The 17,507-nt window shown below is 36.2% G+C and carries 16 protein-coding genes and 1 tRNA gene; 11 read left to right on the forward strand and 6 right to left on the reverse strand.

Translation table 11 applies throughout. The features are described from left to right. Positions 1 to 327 precede the first annotated feature (327 nt). The 6 genes from LDB17_RS09980 to arsM all read left to right on the forward strand — a co-directional run bounded on the left by LDB17_RS09980 (position 328) and on the right by arsM (position 5,033). Positions 328 to 1,443: a linear amide C-N hydrolase gene (locus tag LDB17_RS09980; RefSeq protein ID WP_252638844.1), complete on the forward strand. Its 1,116-nt coding sequence runs from the start codon at positions 328 to 330 to the stop codon at positions 1,441 to 1,443. Positions 1,444 to 1,889: 446 nt separating this feature from the next. Further along, a complete protein-coding gene (locus tag LDB17_RS09985; protein WP_006800930.1) occupies positions 1,890 to 2,210 on the forward strand; it encodes a helix-turn-helix transcriptional regulator in 321 nt (106 codons plus the stop codon). Position 2,211: 1 nt separating this feature from the next. Next, complete coding sequence (locus tag LDB17_RS09990; protein WP_252638845.1) at positions 2,212 to 2,676, forward strand: GNAT family N-acetyltransferase; 465 nt, start codon at positions 2,212 to 2,214, stop codon at positions 2,674 to 2,676. A 73-nt stretch (positions 2,677 to 2,749) separates the two neighbouring features. After that, entirely contained in the window at positions 2,750 to 3,175 is a 426-nt protein-coding gene (locus LDB17_RS09995) for an arsenate reductase ArsC (RefSeq protein ID WP_252638847.1), read from the forward strand. Continuing rightward, a complete protein-coding gene (arsB, locus tag LDB17_RS10000) occupies positions 3,168 to 4,202 on the forward strand; it encodes an ACR3 family arsenite efflux transporter (protein WP_252638848.1) in 1,035 nt (344 codons plus the stop codon). Before LDB17_RS09995 ends, arsB begins: the two co-directional genes overlap by 8 nt. Positions 4,203 to 4,223: 21 nt before the next feature. Then, entirely contained in the window at positions 4,224 to 5,033 is an 810-nt protein-coding gene (gene arsM, locus LDB17_RS10005; RefSeq protein WP_252638851.1) for an arsenite methyltransferase, read from the forward strand. Positions 5,034 to 5,130: 97 nt separating this feature from the next. Here the strand turns inward: arsM and LDB17_RS10010 are convergent, their stop codons facing one another. Together LDB17_RS10010 and LDB17_RS10015 are read right to left on the reverse strand one after the other, a co-directional pair. After that, complete coding sequence (locus tag LDB17_RS10010) at positions 5,131 to 7,128, reverse strand: BCCT family transporter (protein ID WP_252638853.1); 1,998 nt, start codon at positions 7,126 to 7,128, stop codon at positions 5,131 to 5,133. A 42-nt stretch (positions 7,129 to 7,170) separates the two neighbouring features. Then, complete coding sequence (locus LDB17_RS10015; RefSeq protein ID WP_252638854.1) at positions 7,171 to 8,349, reverse strand: hypothetical protein; 1,179 nt, start codon at positions 8,347 to 8,349, stop codon at positions 7,171 to 7,173. A gap of 398 nt (positions 8,350 to 8,747) precedes the next feature. Here LDB17_RS10015 and nhaA point away from each other — a divergent pair, with 398 nt between their 5' ends. From nhaA to LDB17_RS10035, 4 genes are all read left to right on the forward strand, one after another. Further along, on the forward strand, positions 8,748 to 10,076 hold the full coding sequence (gene nhaA / locus LDB17_RS10020; RefSeq protein WP_252638856.1) for a Na+/H+ antiporter NhaA: 1,329 nt from the start codon (positions 8,748 to 8,750) through the stop codon (positions 10,074 to 10,076). Continuing rightward, a complete protein-coding gene (locus LDB17_RS10025) occupies positions 10,076 to 11,470 on the forward strand; it encodes a TrkH family potassium uptake protein (RefSeq protein ID WP_252638857.1) in 1,395 nt (464 codons plus the stop codon). Before nhaA ends, LDB17_RS10025 begins: the two co-directional genes overlap by 1 nt. Positions 11,471 to 11,482: 12 nt before the next feature. After that, complete coding sequence (locus LDB17_RS10030; protein ID WP_252638858.1) at positions 11,483 to 12,181, forward strand: TrkA family potassium uptake protein; 699 nt, start codon at positions 11,483 to 11,485, stop codon at positions 12,179 to 12,181. A gap of 99 nt (positions 12,182 to 12,280) precedes the next feature. Then, positions 12,281 to 13,615 (forward strand): TIGR00341 family protein, encoded by a 1,335-nt coding sequence (locus LDB17_RS10035; RefSeq protein ID WP_252638859.1) that lies wholly within the window; start codon positions 12,281 to 12,283, stop codon positions 13,613 to 13,615. An 858-nt stretch (positions 13,616 to 14,473) separates the two neighbouring features. Here LDB17_RS10035 and LDB17_RS10040 read toward each other — a convergent pair. The 4 genes from LDB17_RS10040 to LDB17_RS10055 form a co-directional block, all read right to left on the reverse strand. After that, positions 14,474 to 14,872, reverse strand: coding sequence for a hypothetical protein (locus tag LDB17_RS10040; RefSeq protein WP_252638860.1), 399 nt, complete (start codon positions 14,870 to 14,872; stop codon positions 14,474 to 14,476). A gap of 33 nt (positions 14,873 to 14,905) precedes the next feature. Continuing rightward, the gene (locus tag LDB17_RS10045) at positions 14,906 to 15,454 is read right to left on the reverse strand and encodes an ORF6N domain-containing protein (RefSeq protein WP_080904978.1); all 549 of its coding nucleotides are present in this window, start codon (positions 15,452 to 15,454) and stop codon (positions 14,906 to 14,908) included. A gap of 36 nt (positions 15,455 to 15,490) precedes the next feature. After that, on the reverse strand, positions 15,491 to 16,726 hold the full coding sequence (locus tag LDB17_RS10050; RefSeq protein WP_252638862.1) for a site-specific integrase: 1,236 nt from the start codon (positions 16,724 to 16,726) through the stop codon (positions 15,491 to 15,493). A 272-nt stretch (positions 16,727 to 16,998) separates the two neighbouring features. Next, positions 16,999 to 17,071 (reverse strand) — tRNA-Gly (locus tag LDB17_RS10055). Between the two features lie 201 nt (positions 17,072 to 17,272). Here LDB17_RS10055 and LDB17_RS10060 point away from each other — a divergent pair. After that, the coding region (locus LDB17_RS10060) for a hypothetical protein (protein WP_252638864.1) at positions 17,273 to 17,507 on the forward strand (235 nt) is incomplete at its 3' end.

Consider the following 17,507-nt stretch of genomic DNA (forward strand, 5'->3'; position numbering starts at 1 on the left):
CCTCATTAGATTGTAACAATTTTTTAGTTTCTTTAACTCGGTAAGACTGTCCATTCATATTGATATGGTATACGTTTCAATTACTAAGTGGACTACTTTTCAATTATATTATACATAACCAAAAGTAATAACTTTTAACCAGCCCTTTATTATTTATTCACACCAAACGCAAAAATCTAGACAAATAGAATTATTTTTGAATACAAAAGTCCTTTGAAGCAGTTAAAAAAGATTGATATTCGGCCTGATGCAGAAATTGGCAGTATTTCTTAACATTAATATCCTTCGACTTAAATATTAAATAAATAACTTTAATTATCTGTTTATATGAAAAATTACTACGTCTCTTTTTTATTTACTGTTCTATTGTCTATTCTTCCGATAGAGAATTATGCTTGTTCAGCCTTTCTTTTTAAAGGAAAAGACTACTCTATCGTTGGATTTAATGAAAACTGGAAATCAATGCCGGGGATGGTTATTATTAATCCTGCCGGAGTAGAGAAACATGGACTGAGTTGGAATCAGTTAGTATCCGACACCATTGTCGATGAACAAAAAACATCATGGACTTCGCGTTATGGCTCTGTCAGTTTTACTCTATTAGGTATAGATATGCCTTGTTATGGAGTGAATGAAAAAGGATTATTTATAGTTGAGCTTTATCTTGATAAAACATTTTCAATAAAAGGCGAAAATAAACCTAGCTTATTTTGGGCTCAGTGGATACAATATCAACTCGATAACTACTCAACAGTAGATGACGTAATCTCAAATTTAAATAACTCCCCGATTATTGATTGGTGGCCGACATTTCCCGGCAGCCACTTTTTTCTTAGCGATAAAACAGGAAATACAGCAGCTATCGAATTAATAGACGGCAAATATGTGATTGCGCATGGTGATAATATGCCTATGCCTATATTATGCAATGACCAGTATGCCAAAGAATTGAATGTATTGAACACCTACAAAGCATTTGGAGGCACTAATACGTTTGACCCCAGCAAAAGCGAATGGAGTGAACGCTATATTAAAGCAGCTCACTACCTTCAGCAATATGATTCCAATTTAGAAGAATCACCTGTCGATTATTCTTGGTATGTTTTGAATAACATAGGGCGGGGGGAATGGCAGCTTATTTATGATGTGGAAAATAATAATCTTCAGTTCCGAACTGATATTGGAACTGAGGTAAAAACTATTGATATGAGCAAGATTGACTTTTCTAAAACAACTCCGAAATATCTCGATATTAATATTCAGACTTCCGGGAATATTTCTGATAACTTCATGCCCTTGACTGTGTCTATCAATGACGAATATGTTTCCAAAGGATTCCCTATAGGATATGAGAATGCCGAATTTGGAAAGAGTAAATCTTATCAATCACTTTTACAAAATATCCACAATTATACCGAAAGAATATATAAACTTGACAAATGATATACATTAGCAAACAGTCACTTAGGTGCCGATAAAAATCAGCATAAATAGATTCTTTTTTTTATTTACGAAATATTTTTGGTATGGAAAAAGCAATCTCAAGTTGTTCTTTGATTGCCCTTATCAGATAGAAGGAGGTTTTGTCCTGTATTGTACAGAGGGTGAAGACGTTATTTCTGTCGGTGTACAAAAGTATATTATCACAAAAAATGCAGAAATGGTTGTTCTTCCGGGAACAACTTTCTGCTTATTGCAATCTACCGAAAATTTCGCAAATAGAATTTTTGTTTTTTCAACAAAGAAAAACATCAGGAAACAAGAGCTATATCATCAATTTCTCACGTATCGAGACAGATCCGCTCTTATAATATATTACAAAATAAGTATTCCCAATATTACGAATTTAAATTATATTCGTATATTTGCGAACAATAAATATCGAGTCTATGTCGAAGAAAGAATTAACAGCGGATCAGGAACAATTAGCCCGTTTTGCGAAAGCATTGGGACATCCCATTCGTATTGCCATCCTTGAAATGCTTGCCAATCAATCATGCTGCTATCACGGTGATATGTCAGAGGTGTTACCGATTGCTAAAAGCACGCTGTCTCAGCATTTGAATGAACTAAAAGATGCAGGATTAATTCAGGGGACAATTACATTACCCACCGTGAAATATTGTATCAATAACGAGAACTGGAATAAAGCCAAAGAACTATTTGGTGTTTTTTTTACTCAATTACAGAAAACAGACGATATTTGCTGATATGATGAACATCAGGTTTGCAACAAAAAAAGATATTCCTGCCATTAAGGAATTATTTCGTTCAACTATCCTTTCAGTCAATTTGAAAGACTATACACCCGAACAGGTCGGATGCTGGGCTGCAAGAGGAGAAGAAGCGAGTGTATGGGAGGAACGGATAAATGAGCAATACTTTATACTTGCTGAAGAAAACAATACAATATTAGGGTTTGCTGCCTTAAAATTGTCAGGATATTTAAATTCCATGTTTGTCCATAAGGACTATCAGGGAATGGGCATTGCATCATTCTTACTTAAAAAGATTGAAGAGTATGCACGGTTGAAGGATATTTCAGAAATAACTGCTGATGTCAGTATTACAGCTCAACCTTTCTTCTCAAAAAAAGGCTATGTTATTCTGGAACAACAGACCGTTTGCATTGGTATTTCCATGACAAACTATAAAATGTCAAGGGTTTTATCCTGATATTTTTTTTAGATATTTATTCGTTATTCGACGAAATAGGAACTGTTAGTCTAAATACGAAATTATAAACAATATGAGAATTTTAATTCTGTGTACAGGAAATAGTTGCCGTAGCCAGATGGCTCATGGATTTTTACAATCATTCGATCCTTCTTTATCTGTTTATTCCGCAGGGACAAAAGCAAGCGGAAAAGTAAACCCGAAAGCAATAGAAGTTATGTGGGATGCAGGAGTGGATATTTCACATCATACATCCGATAGTGTAGAGCTATATATGAATGATGAATGGGATTATGTGATTACTGTTTGCGGGGGTGCAAATGAAAGCTGTCCTGCATTCTCAGGAAAAGTAAAGAACCGTCTGCATATAGGCTTTGACGACCCTTCCGAAGCTATGGGAAGAGCCGAATTTATTCAATCCGAGTATATCAGGGTAAGGGATGAAATCAAAACAGCATTTTATAAATTATACACCGATAAGATAAAAGGTGATGAGTAAAAAGAAAATGAGTTTCTTAGATAAGAACTTAACACTTTGGATATTCCTTGCGATGGCTATCGGTGTAGGATTGGGATATTTTATACCTTCTTTCAGTAACTACATAGATTCCATGTCGAGTGGGACAACAAATATTCCTCTGGCAATCGGTCTGATCCTGATGATGTACCCGCCATTGGCAAAAGTAGATTACAAACAACTGCCGAAAGTTTTCAAGAATGTCAGAATACTGACTGTCTCGTTAGTCCTGAATTGGATTATCGGACCTGCCCTAATGTTCTTACTTGCCATTCTCTTTTTACACGATTATCCCGAATACATGGTGGGGGTTATTCTGATAGGTCTTGCACGGTGTATTGCAATGGTACTTGTATGGAATGATCTTGCAGAAGGTAATACAGAATACGGTGCGGGACTTGTCGCCCTGAATAGTATTTTTCAGGTGTTTTTTTACAGTTTCTATGCATGGATATTTGTAACTAAGTTGCCGCCGTTATTTGGCTTTGAAGGTGCAATTGTGGATATTTCTATAGTAACAATTGCCGAAACAGTTGCTATCTATTTGGGAATACCTTTCCTGATGGGTATTTTAAGCCGTTTGATATTGGTAAAATTAAAAGGGGAACAATGGTATAAGGATAAGTTTATCCCTGCAATTTCACCAATTACTTTAATCGCCTTACTATTTACCATTGTGTTAATGTTTAGCCTCAAAGGGGAACTGATTGTACAAATACCGTTGGATGTAGTGCGTATAGCCATACCGTTATTAATCTATTTCGTAGTCATGTTCTTCCTTAGCTTCTTTGCAGGTAAAATGATGGGGGCATCTTATGATAAAAATGCTTCAATCGCATTTACAGCTACAGGCAATAACTTTGAACTGGCTATTGCAGTAGCAATAGGTGTCTTCGGCTTACATAGTGGACAAGCTTTTGCAGGCGTAGTAGGCCCATTGGTGGAAGTTCCTGTACTTATACTGTTGGTAAACATTGCCTTTTGGCTAAGAAAGAAATATTATAAATAAAATAACTACAATACTTTTAATATGAACACAAACGAAGAAAAGAAAGCTTTGGTAAAACAGAGATATAGCGAACTGGCTTTGAATAGCGATGCTTTAAAATCCGATTGCTGTTGTGGAACGAATCCTGCGACACCTTCAAAAAAGGTCTTTACGATCATGAGCGAAGATCACAGCGGGCTTAAAGGATATGAAGCCGATGCTGATTTGGGTGTAGGCTGTGGATTGCCTACTGAATATGCAGGTATTAAAGATGGTAATACCGTTTTAGACTTAGGCTCAGGTGCAGGAAACGACTGTTTTATAGCCAGGGAAGAAGTCGGGGAAACAGGAAAAGTAATCGGCATTGACTTTTCGCCACAGATGATAGAAAAGGCACGAAAGAACGCAACTAAAAGAGAATATATGAATGTCGAATTTATTGAAGGGGATATAGAGAATATGCCTTTACCCGATAGTTCTATCGATGTAGTAGTCAGCAATTGTGTTTTAAATCTGCTACCCGAAAAAGATAAAATCTTTAAAGAAATATATCGGGTACTGAAAGAAGGCGGCCATTTCTGTATTTCTGATGTTGTCCTGAATGGTGTATTTCCAAAAGAATTTACGGATAATGCTTCTATGTATGCGGGTTGTATAGCCAGTGCCATACAAAGAGAGGATTATTTGGGTGAGATAGAGAGAGCTAATTTTACTGATATAAAGATTGAACGAACAAAAACTATTGTCATTCCTGATGAAGTCTTACAAGAGCATCTGGATGCATCGACAATAGCCAAATACAAAGCGCGAAATGTCGGCATTTATTCGATTACTGTAACAGGAATAAAATAGCAAAGTTTAAAGAAAGAGATTGCAAATAAATAGATTCAGGACGATCATTCCTTCCTGAATCTATCAATTTATTCACAGCCTTCTTTTTCAGGTTTATCTACTTGTCAATAATAAGCAATTCGTTTTTATCATCAGAGATGAGACTTATAAATCTTTCATATTCTCTGAGGACATCAGCTATCACTTCCTCTTTTGTCATATACTGTATATCATTTCCTTTACGCCCATCATTAAAATAGGTAATCGGTATATAAGGCGTTTCCATATCAACATTCGGAGTATTCTCTTCTTCTATCATATACTCCGAGATCGTTTGAGGCTCAGCAACGACACCATATCGGAAATTTCGTATTTTATCATGCCTTATCAATAACTCTATGGATAGAGGAGTGTTTTTACCAGTTATTATTTCAGCTTCAATATCATTGGCGGATAATTCTTGCTGAAGTTCGCCGAATGCTTCTTTTACCGTGCCATTCAAAAAGTCCTTGACATCTCTTTTGTGGGAAAAGGTTAGTATTCTGTTCAGCCGTTCCTTCCATCTGCTCCCGTCCCATGCAATACTACCATAGGGCAGTTTGGTATTATGAAATAAATGATCGATTTGCAAAGCTTTCCATAAAGAAAAACATAAGAGTAGCATGCTCAAACCAAAGGGTAATGCGGAAATGAGAGTCATCGTCTGCAGTGAGGCCAGACCTCCTGCCCGAAGCAGTGTAAGAGAGAGAATGATGAGCAGTACACCCCAAAATATATTTTGCCACTTCGGCGAGTTCTTTTTATCACCGGATGCTATACTGTTCATAACTAATATACCGGAGTCTGCCGAAGTAACAAAGAAAACCCCAATCATCAAGATTGCTATTATATTCAATAAGCCTGTAAATGGAAAATATTCAAAAAAGCGAAACAGGAGAGTATCCGGATCATTCGCCAATAGGCTCAATTCTCCATTTGCTACGAATTTATCCAGCCAAACACCACTACTGCCAAATATAGTCATCCATAAGAAATTGAATAAGGAAGGAATCAGTAGTACAGCTATAATAAACTCACGTATGGTACGCCCTTTCGATATACGTGCAATAAACAACCCTACAAACGGAGACCATGATATCCACCATGCCCAATACATAATTGTCCAGCCCGAGAACCAGCCCTGAGCTTCTGTTTCATAGGCAAAAGTATTGAAGGTCAGATTTGTTAAATTACTGATGTAATAACCGATACCTTCACTAAAGGTGCTAAGTATATATATTGTTGGTCCCGCAATCAAAATAAATACCATCAGAATAAAAGCGAGAGACAGATTCAGTTCACTTAATCGCTTCACACCTTTATCTACGCCTGTAAAAGCTGAAAATATAGCGATACCCATGACTACGATAACGATAATAGCCTGAAATGTAAAACTGTTCTCTGGCACCAATCCTATACTTTGCAATCCTGCATTTAGCTGTACAACACCAAATCCCAAAGTTGTCGCAATTCCGAAAAATGTACTGCATAGCGCAAAAGTGTCTACAATATTTCCGATTGGCCCATATATTTTATCTTTCAACAAAGGATATAAACCGCTTCGTATTGCCAACGGCAATTTATAACGATAGGCAAAATAAGCCAGTACTAATCCCACCACAGCATATATGGCCCAGGCATGTATTCCCCAATGGAAAAAAGTGTATAATTGGGCTTCTTTTGCTCGTTGAAGCGTATCGTCTATAGCCGGATTTGCATAATGAGACATTGTTTCTGCCACACCGAAATACATAAGCCCGATTCCCATACCGGCTGCAAACAGCATTGCTATCCATGAAAAGAAGCTATACTTAGGCCGGGAATTATCCGAACCTAAGCGAATATTACCAAGTTTACTTAAAGCTATAATAATAAGAAACAGAACGAACAAAGTTACCATCAATACATAAACCCAACTCAGGTTGTTAAAAAAATAGGTTTTCACAACCGACAGAGATTTATTGGCTTGTTCAGGGAAGAAGCCACAATAAAGGGATACAAAAAGTATAACAATTAGCCCTGGTAGAGCAACTGATTTGGTTAATGTCGTTCGAAAAGGTAATTTGCTTTTTATCATATTATATATTGTTTTATTTTTACTTGTTGTAATGTGTTGATTTTAAAAATAATATCCGATATTTATATTAAAACGGCTATTCCATCTGGCATTATCGCTACCTTGTGCAAGTCCTTCTCCAAAGTTGCTCGTAAGCCATGGATGATTCTTTCCTATAGCCATATCTATGTATGTGTAAATAGGTCCCGAAGCAATGGATACTCCGGGTATTAAATGATGAGTATTGTTATATCCGGCTCTACTTTTGTCAGCTATTGAGTAATCTACATATGCTTCTATACTTTTTATGAATTTCCTTTTTATAGGAATAGTATATGATATTCCTGCCAGGTATACAAATCCTTTGCTTGCCACATCATAAGGAGAGCCATAAGCAGCCATTTGTACGGCATCTAAAAGTTCTCCTTTGTCATTTTGAGATTTATAATTATACCCAATAATTTCAGCCTTTAAATTCCATCTTCGATAATTGAATACTGAGTGTATCGCCCAGGACAAGTTCCATTTCCTTTTATTCAAGGTCTCATTATAGATACTACCCAACTGTCCGGATAAGCCAACTTCTGCGATCTCTGTTAATTGATAACATATACGCATGTTAAATTGGTCTAGTTCGCGGATGGAAGCTTTACTTCTGTTAGCTCCAGTAAGCCCTGTTGTGGGAACAACAGTATATGAAAAACGGCTGTTTCCTACAGTATCATCTTCATACTCAGAACTTAAGAAACCTTTTGGTGCAGCCTGTCTGAAATATGCCATATCAACAGATAGCTTCTCGATCTTGTATTCAGCACCTATGCCGGTTGCGTAAGTATCTTCCAGTCCCATATAATATGGAAGTTGGAACCACCAAGAATGAGATGCAGACGGCGCTATCCCAAATGGTTTTTGAAAAACTCCTAATTTTGCATACCAACTATCATTTAACCTGTATCCAACATAGGCATGATGTATAAAATGTGCTTTTGATCCGGGATAAAGCCTATATTGAAAACTTAAATCAAAATCCTCATATCCTGCATCTACTGACAAAAACCATGTATCTAATTTAATATAAGAATCTAAAGGCCTAGCAGCAGATTCATAGTTTTCTGAAGCAATATTAAACCGTACAGCTCCACCTATTTTTATAGTTTTTTTTTGAGGCTCCCCATCCGATGCCCAAATATTAAGATTGGAAGAAAAAAAGATATAAATAATAACGGGAACAAATCTTGACATGTTTTTCTAAATAAGACTATTTAATTCATTATGGTAGAGAAATAAAAATATATGCTAAATAAAGCATCTAAAATATACCTCAATAGCAGAACTCATCATTACAAATGATATAAATAGTTCCTCGGTCATATAAGATTAAAAAAAGAGTTCAGGATATAGAAAGAAAGGTAATAGACTAATAATAAAACCACTCCTGAACAGTACCGGATTTTCCAGTATTAGGAACAAAAGTAGTAAAATTAGAGCTTGGTTAAAAGTTAATTTATGTTTAACGGCTCATTATAAGTATGCTATGCCTATTAAAATAGAGTTAATCGGTAATATTTTTTCTAGTCGAAAAAAATAAATTATTTTTGATGTTTATTAAAATATTCAACATTTCCATAAAATCCGGATAGATGACAGGAGAAAAAAAAGAAGCTATCGATAAGGTGGTTCAACCCATTCAGCGATTTATATTACAGGAAAAGGCCGGAGGTATAGTCCTCGGGCTGAGTGTTATCATTGCTATGATCTTAGCTAATTCCCCATGGTCGGAAGACTATTTTCATGTATTGGAGCATAAACTGGGATTTATATTTGATGGCATTCCATTCTTTGAATATAGCATTCATCACTGGATCAATGACGGGCTGATGGCTGTTTTCTTCTTTGTAGTGGGCTTAGAACTCAAAAGGGAGATTGTAGGAGGAGAATTATCCAATCCGCGTAAAGCCCTTTTGCCTATCGGTGCAGCAATCGGCGGTATGCTCGTACCCGCACTTATCTATATGATCCTGAATCCATCCGGAGAAGTTCATCACGGATGGGGAATACCGATGGCAACCGATATTGCTTTTGCTTTAGGTGTTTTGTACCTATTGGGGAGCAAGATACCATTATCACTGAAAGTATTTCTTACAGCACTGGCTATTGTTGATGATCTGGGGGCTGTCTTGGTTATTGCATTTTTCTATACATCCGATATTTCATTCATGAGCCTTGCTATTGGTTTTGGCTTTGCTCTTATTATGTTCGTTGGCAATAAAATGGGTGTGCGGAGTATTTTGTTCTACGCCATATTTGGTATTCTCGGCGTGTGGACATCTTTTCTCTTATCAGGAGTACATGCTACAATAGCTTCTGTTATTGCCGCCTTTATGATTCCTGCGGATGTGAAAATAAGAGAGAATCTATTTGTGGAACGGATAAAGAACTATCTGAATAAATTCAGGGAGGTTGATCCTAAAAACGAAATTCCGACGCTTACAAATGACCAGTTGCATTTGTTGGAAGAAATAAAAATAGATACCAATAAAGCCATTCCGCCATTGCAACGCTTAGAACATCGAATGCATCCTTTAGTCACATTTGTTATCATACCGATATTTGCTCTGGCCAATGCCGGAGTTTCACTCAATATTGATGTTGAGCAACTATTGAGTACGAATATAGCTTTAGGCGTAGCTCTAGGCCTACTATTGGGCAAAGTGTTAGGTGTGGTTGGCTTTACTCTTTTACTGATAAAGCTGAAAGTCGCACCATTCCCTCAAGGGATGAATGTACGTAATCTGTTTGGTTTAGGTTTGCTGGCATCTATTGGTTTTACCATGTCGCTATTTATCACTTCTTTGGCATTCACTCATCCCGAATATATGGTACAAGCCAAGATTGGTATTTTTGCAGCTTCTATCATTGGCGGAGTATTAGGATATATCACATTAAGCCGTTCCGTAAAGCATAAATAATGTTATCCCGAATAAAATATATAGGATTAAACCCGGCTCGCTTATTTGTTCTCAGTTTTTTAGGACTGATTCTTATAGGGACAATTTTACTGCTATTACCGGTATCCACAACCGGGAGCATCAGCCTGATAGATGCTCTTTTTACAACAACGAGTGCCGTTTGTGTAACAGGTCTGGTAGCACTGGATACAAGTAAAGATTTTACATTGTTCGGACAAACAGTCATCATGGTCATGATTCAGGCCGGCGGTTTAGGTATATTGACTTTTGCCAGTTATTTCAGCTACTTCTTTAAGGGAGGCTCGTCTTATGAGGATCAATTAACGATGGGTAATATCTCTAACATAGAGAAGATTGATGAAATTTTTAAGACGTTAAAGCGGATATTAATTATAACAGTTGGTATTGAAGCTGTCGGGGCTTTCTTTATTTTTACTAGTTTAAACCCTGATTTAATTCCATTATTAGGTGACCGGATTTATTTTTCAGTATTCCACTCCATATCTGCTTTTTGTAATGCAGGATTTTCTACATTGCCGCATGGTATTATGGAAAACGGATATGTGGATAACTACAGATTCCAATTGAGCCTGATATTCCTTTTTGTTCTCGGAGGATTAGGATTCCCGATTGTAATCAACTTATTGAAATACCTGAAACATTTAATCAGAAGAACATTCTTACAGATTTTCAATCATAAAAAAGACGTTTACAAGCCTTGGGTGATGAAGCTGGGAAGTAAAATTAATCTGATAACAACATTCTCTTTAATTGTTATCGGAACCATTCTTATTTTCATAAATGAGTATAATAATATACTGGTTTCTCATCAGGGAATCGGGAAATTCGTCACAGCACTATTTACAGCGACAACGCCCCGTACAGCAGGGTTCAACTCAATTGATTTTAATCAGTTACATTTATCATCACTCATTATTATAATCATCTTGATGTGGATCGGAGCTTCTCCTGCCTCTACGGGAGGAGGTATAAAAACCAGTACATTTGCAATAGCAGTATTGAATTTTATCAGTTTGGCCAAAGGGAGAAAGAATATAGAAGTGTATAGCCGTGAGGTATCCGAAACATCCATAAGACGTGCTTTTGCAGTGATGACACTTTCTGTTGTTGTTTTAGGGATAGGCTCATTACTTATTTCCTATTTTGATGAAGGCTTACGGTTATTAGATATTATATTTGAATCGGTTTCGGCATATAGTACAGTCGGGCTGAGTCTGGGGATAACTTCCGGTTTAAGTTCTGCCAGTAAACTGGTGCTGATAATACTGATGTTTATAGGCCGTGTAACAACACTCACGCTGCTTATTGCTTTCTTTAAGCAAGTGAGGATGTCTAATTATACTTATCCATCGGAGGAGATACTGATTAATTAGAAAGAAGAAAAAATGAAATATATTATTGTGGGACTCGGAGTATTCGGTTCTTCACTTGCTGAAAAGTTAGTATCACAGGGCAATGAGGTAATCGGAGTCGATACGAAGATGCAACGGGTGAATGAACTGAAAGATAAAATAACGCATGTTGCATGTTTGAATGTAACAGATGCCGCTGCAGTAGAAACATTACCCTTGAAAAATACAGATGTGGTCATTGTCTGTATAGGAGAAGATCAGGGTGCTAATATAATGGCGACAGCCATGTTTAAAAACCTGAATGTAAAGAGACTTATAGGAAGGTCCCTGAATCCTTTGCAAGAAAATGTGTTACAGGCAATCGGCGTACATGAGATTGTCCGGCCGGAAGAAGAAACCGCAGAAAGATGGGCGAAGAAACTAACGCTTCGCGGTATGGTCGATTCTTTTGAGTTAAATGAGAATTACAGCATGGTAGAAATTGTAGTTCCGGATATTCTTATTGGAAAGACAATCGAAGAAATCGGTTTTCGTAAGGAATATAATATGCTCGTGTTGACTGTTATCAAAAATGTAGAAAAGAAGAGCATAATAGGGAAAACCAGAGTTGTTGCCGACGTTCAAGGTATACCAACACCCGATACCATGTTAGAAAAAAATGATATCTTGGTTGTTTACGGATCTAACAAAGATATTAAACAGTTTATAAGCAAGAACAAAAATCATAAATAGAAAAAGTGTGATTGGTAAATATATAATTGATAAAAAAGAAGTATCTTTTCCATGGTTATTCAAATCAGGTGTATAGTCTGAATACTAATAATATATAGCATGTATAATTTCATACGAAAAGTAGTCACTTACGTTAGTCTGCAAAAGCAAACCGAAGACTTTGAAGAAATCCATAATTCGATAACACAGGGGATTTCGTTCAAGGGGACGAATATATGGATATTAGTTTGCGCGATAATCATAGCATCCGTTGGACTTAATACCAATTCAACCGCTGTGATAATAGGAGCCATGCTTATTTCTCCACTGATGGGGCCAATCAATGGAATGGGTTACAGTATTGCTATTCATGATTTTGGATTGCTTCGTCAGTCATTAAAGAACTTTGGTTTTGCGGTGCTGGCCAGCCTTATAGCATCCACTGTTTATTTTTCGATAACCCCCGTTCATACAGCCCATTCAGAGCTTTTAGCCCGAACCAGTCCGACGATTTATGATGTTTTAATTGCTCTATTTGGTGGATTTGCCGGTATTATAGCAATCAGTAGTAAGCAGAAAGGAAATGTTATTCCCGGTGTTGCTATTGCTACGGCTCTGATGCCGCCTCTATGTACAGCCGGTTACGGTTTAGCGACATTCCAACTCTCTTTTTTCTATGGAGCATTCTATCTGTTTACTATCAACACCGTTTGTATTGCTTATGCTTCGGTTTTAATTTCTCAAATGTTGAAGTTTCCGATCAGAGATACCAACATAAGTGAGACAAGAAAGAAACGTATCAATCAGGGACTGTCCATCGTTCTTATTATAATCATATTGCCCAGTATATATTTGGGTTACCGGATGTCCCAGAATGAGAAATTCAGAGTAAATGCCGAAAAATATACACGTTATGTAGGCATATATAAAGGGAACTACTTATTAAACAATGAGGTTGCTGCAAACAGGAAAGAAATTAATTTGGTATACGGCGGATCTTCGTTGACAGAAGAAGACAAAGATGCAATTGTTGGTCAGGCAAGCTTATTCTCTTTAGATGATGCTAAGATAACAATAGAGCAAGGGTTGGCCATAGATAATGATATAGCTGAAGATAGACTAAAAGCTCAGTCTGAAGAAGAGAGATCCCGGCAACAAATAGCCCGCTTAAATGTAGAGATTGCGGGTTATAAACAAAAAATAGACAGTATACAGAGCCAATACCAGATAGGGAAGCAATTACTGTCAGAGTTGACACCTTTATACCCTCATATAGAGAGTTGTTCGTATGCCCAATCATATATCTATACCCAGAATGATACTTTGCATAGAGCGAAAACTGGTGTATTTATGATCACATCTAAACGCATTCTGCCAAAGAACGATCAGGAGAAAATAAAGAATTGGCTAATGAAAAGATTAAACGAAAAAGAAATTAGGGTCTATTTTGATTAAATCATTTGATTATAATTGTCTATTGCGGATATAATACATTACTTACTTTGCTTATATAGAGTCTGAAAATGGCAGACAAGGAACGCCTGTCATGGTATCTAAAATAGATAAGCAACGTCACCAAAACGTTATCTTACAATCTTTGGCTATCCATATAAAAGCCGAAAGGACTCTTTCTTGAAAACTTTGAAATATAATCATTGAATGACGTTTGACTGTAAATAATATATACTCTATATTTGTAAGAAACATATAATTATGGAACAAGATTATAAAAACTCAATATTCTTTCAATATTCCAATATCTTCTTTAGTTATTTTTTCAATAACGACACGCATTGTACTTCCATGATACCCTGTCATTCCCTCACCTATGTATACGGAGGCGAAATGATAATTGAAGAAAGAGGCAACACCGCCTAAATAGTTTACACTTAAGAATTATGTAGAATTATTTATTGTAAACTATTAAAATCAAGTTGTTCAATTTCTTTTTTATATCTTGAATTATCAAAAGTTTCGTCAAAGGAAGTATTTGAATAATCTAAAAGGTATGGTAAAATGCCCCTTAATACCTATGATCATAGTAGTTAAGTAGTATAATGTAACTTTATTCATCGGATATTCCGACATATTGATTTTTGTTTATAATTACCATCAATAATCATCATTTCCGGACAGGTGGAAGCTATTTAGCCACAAATGAAAAGTAATTTTCAGCTTGTACCTCGATGAGAAAGGAGACTTCTTTAACGAATATGTAAAAGAAGTCATCTATGGAAATAATAAATTTCAAATAAATATGCCCGATATCATTGAATATTAGGCATAATGTAGAATAGCTATATTTCACAAATCTTAATTTAATGAGAAAAGGGATAATTTATGAAGTTGGTTAAATGCTGTTTCATTGTTATTCTTGAGTTCAATTTGACTTTTAATGTATTGTCGGATTGTTTGTGCCGGAAATGAACGGACACGGTAACATAATGCAATAATAACTTCCAGACTATAATAAATTGCAATACATTCTGTGTTCTGCCTTTTGTATCGATGCTCTCTGATAGCATCTTTTTCATTCAAAATACCAACCTTGAAAATTGCCCGCAAGTTATTGCTTATGGTATTTTGATAAACCATCAACAGGTGTGCTATTTCAGGCTTAGACATCCATATCTCTGAGCCTGCATCAGAAATAATCCTGACAGTAGCTTTTGATGCTAAATTTTCGACTATTGTGATAATACTTCGTTTCATACTACATTGTTTTTGTTTTAACTACTCTATTTTTCATTTATTCGGCTTTCGCTTTATGGTGTGTTTTACAGAGAGTATCGCAAGATTAAGTTCTACGGTCGTCTCTGTTTCCGTTGTTTCAAAGTCACTTGAAATTATATCTGCAATGATCTCTCCGCTTTTCTGCAACATGGACTGACGGGTATTGTTGTCTTCCTGCTGATGTAATTCAGAGATGTTTCTTGAAAGTTCTCTTACTTTAGCAAAAGTTTCAATGATAGATATTGTTGTTTCGGTTGCCTTTGGCGATTTCAGGATTGTGGCAATCATATATAGAGCCTTTTCTGTAAATGCTTTCGGAGAATATTTAAAATGCCCTCCACGTCCAGGATTCTTTAAGGTCGAAAATTTCGACCTTAAAGAATCTGCTTCATCATTTGACAGGTAAATAATATATCCTTCAGGGAATTTATCCGGATTATTCTTTACAGCTTCATTGACACGCTTTGTTTCAACGCCATACAACATTGCGACATCACTATCTAAAATGGTTTGTTGTCCTCTGATAATGATAATCTTGTCTTTAATATTTTCTAAGTTCATTGCTTTTATTCTTAAATTGAATTTGTATTGATTCGCTTAAACTGCTAAAGTCGAAGAACTAGAGTCTGGCCCTTTAAGCCTCTTTGCCAGTTGATCCATGTCATCACTTAGTTTTCTATCGATTATTCGGGCATAGATTTGTGTCGTTTTTATTTTTGTATGGCCCAATAATTTTGAAACGCTTTCAATAGACATTCCTTCTGTTAAACAGAGGGTTGCGAACGAGTGCCGGGCTGTGTGGCAGGTAATTTTTTTATTTATACCGCAAAGATTAGCAATTTCCAGTAAATATTCGTTCATCTTTTGATTGCTGATCACAGGTAGTAACTTACCATCTTTCTGCAAATGCTCATACTTTTTCAGAATAGCTACAGGTATATCCAACAGGCGCACTTTATAGGGCACTCCGGTTTTATTCCTTGTATCCATAATCCATAAGTTGCCGTCAATACCTGTCTTTATTTCTTCCTTCGTCAGATTATACAGGTCAGAATAAGATAAACCGCTGTAGCAACAAAAAAGAAAAATATCCCGGACTCTTTCAAGTCGTTCCGAGCCGAATTTTTTATTGTATAATATTTCAAGTTCTTCTTTAGTCAGATAGGAGCGTTCGATTTTCTCAAAACTGATTTTAAAATTGGCGAATGGATCTGCAAAATGTTCCCCTGTGTTTTTGATATAAAAGAATACTGCTCTGACATGTTGAATAGTCTTCATTGCATTATTATTTCCTGATTTATATTTATTCCGCAGGAATAAATAAAAGTCCTGAAGGAAAACCGTAGTAATTTCACGGTAAGGCATATCTTTTACCTTGCGTGTTTCTTCCATAAATTCACCCAACCTTTTTTGAGCCAGTTCATATCTCAAATAAGTGGTTCGTGTTACAACTGCTCCTACTTTTGACTTGTACTGTTCATTGAATTTGTTGAAGTAATACATGATCGTTTTACTCTTTTCTTCCAAACCAAACAGGGCATTTTTAATCTTTTCGGGGTGGGCATATCCATTTACATCCATCAGTTTGTTGTAATGCATGGTGGCTTTGCCCCGAAAATTGGCTAACGCATTATTTATGCTTACAGCTTTTGCGTTATTGCCTTTTACTTTGCCGGATTTGTTATCCCAGACCGTAGGATTGATTTCTAACTTGGTGCTGAACTGAGAACGCTCTCCATCGATAGTGATTCGTCCCATGATAACTACATTCCCATTTTTCTTTGGGTTACCTCTTTTGATATAAAAGAGGATTCTAAAAGTGCTTCGTTTCATACTCATTAATTTAAAATTGCAAAAATAATTTCAATTTGACCTGAAAGAAGGACATATTGACGGACATTATGCGACAAATCAATGACTTAAGTAGGCGAATAGGTACCAATTTTAGGTGAATTCGAAAGGTACCCAGCGAGTACCTATTCGGTGTCTGTTAGTGGCTTTTCTTAGTCTGCAAACTGGAATGGATATTCAAAAAAAATAGCCTCCAATCTGTTGATTTGGAAGCTATTATCTTCATTTTTCTCTCTGATGTCTTTCAGAGTCAGAGCGAAAGACGGGATTCGAACCCGCGACCCCGACCTTGGCAAGGTCGTGCTCTACCAACTGAGCTACTTTCGCAATTGAGACTGCAAATATAGAGGCAATTTTTATTTTTTCAAAATTTATAATGTCTTTTTTCATACAAATTATGCACGAATCATATCATATTACATTTCTGTATTCCTTTTATGTTAGAAAGCATCTTCCGATCTCTTTTAAGTAATTAACTTTTACATTATCTTAGCCAAATCCGAACCTGAATGAACTAATACAACTATTATGAGCACGCTGAATGGAACGATAAATCAAAAGGCAAAGCAAGACGAAATAGTCATGCAGAAGTTGAGAAAGAAAATAATCATAGAAATAATCAGGCGGCGTGCAGCTAGCCCTCATAAGGAGTATGAATTGACCGAAATGGAAGAATGTGAACTCGTGTGTATGTATATAATGGGACAAACATCGGTGGATATCAATAAGATATCAGAGTATATAAAGAGAAACTACTATACTT

Source organism: Dysgonomonas sp. Shenzhen-Wh21 (genome assembly GCF_043392705.1).
Classification (GTDB): domain Bacteria; phylum Bacteroidota; class Bacteroidia; order Bacteroidales; family Dysgonomonadaceae; genus Dysgonomonas.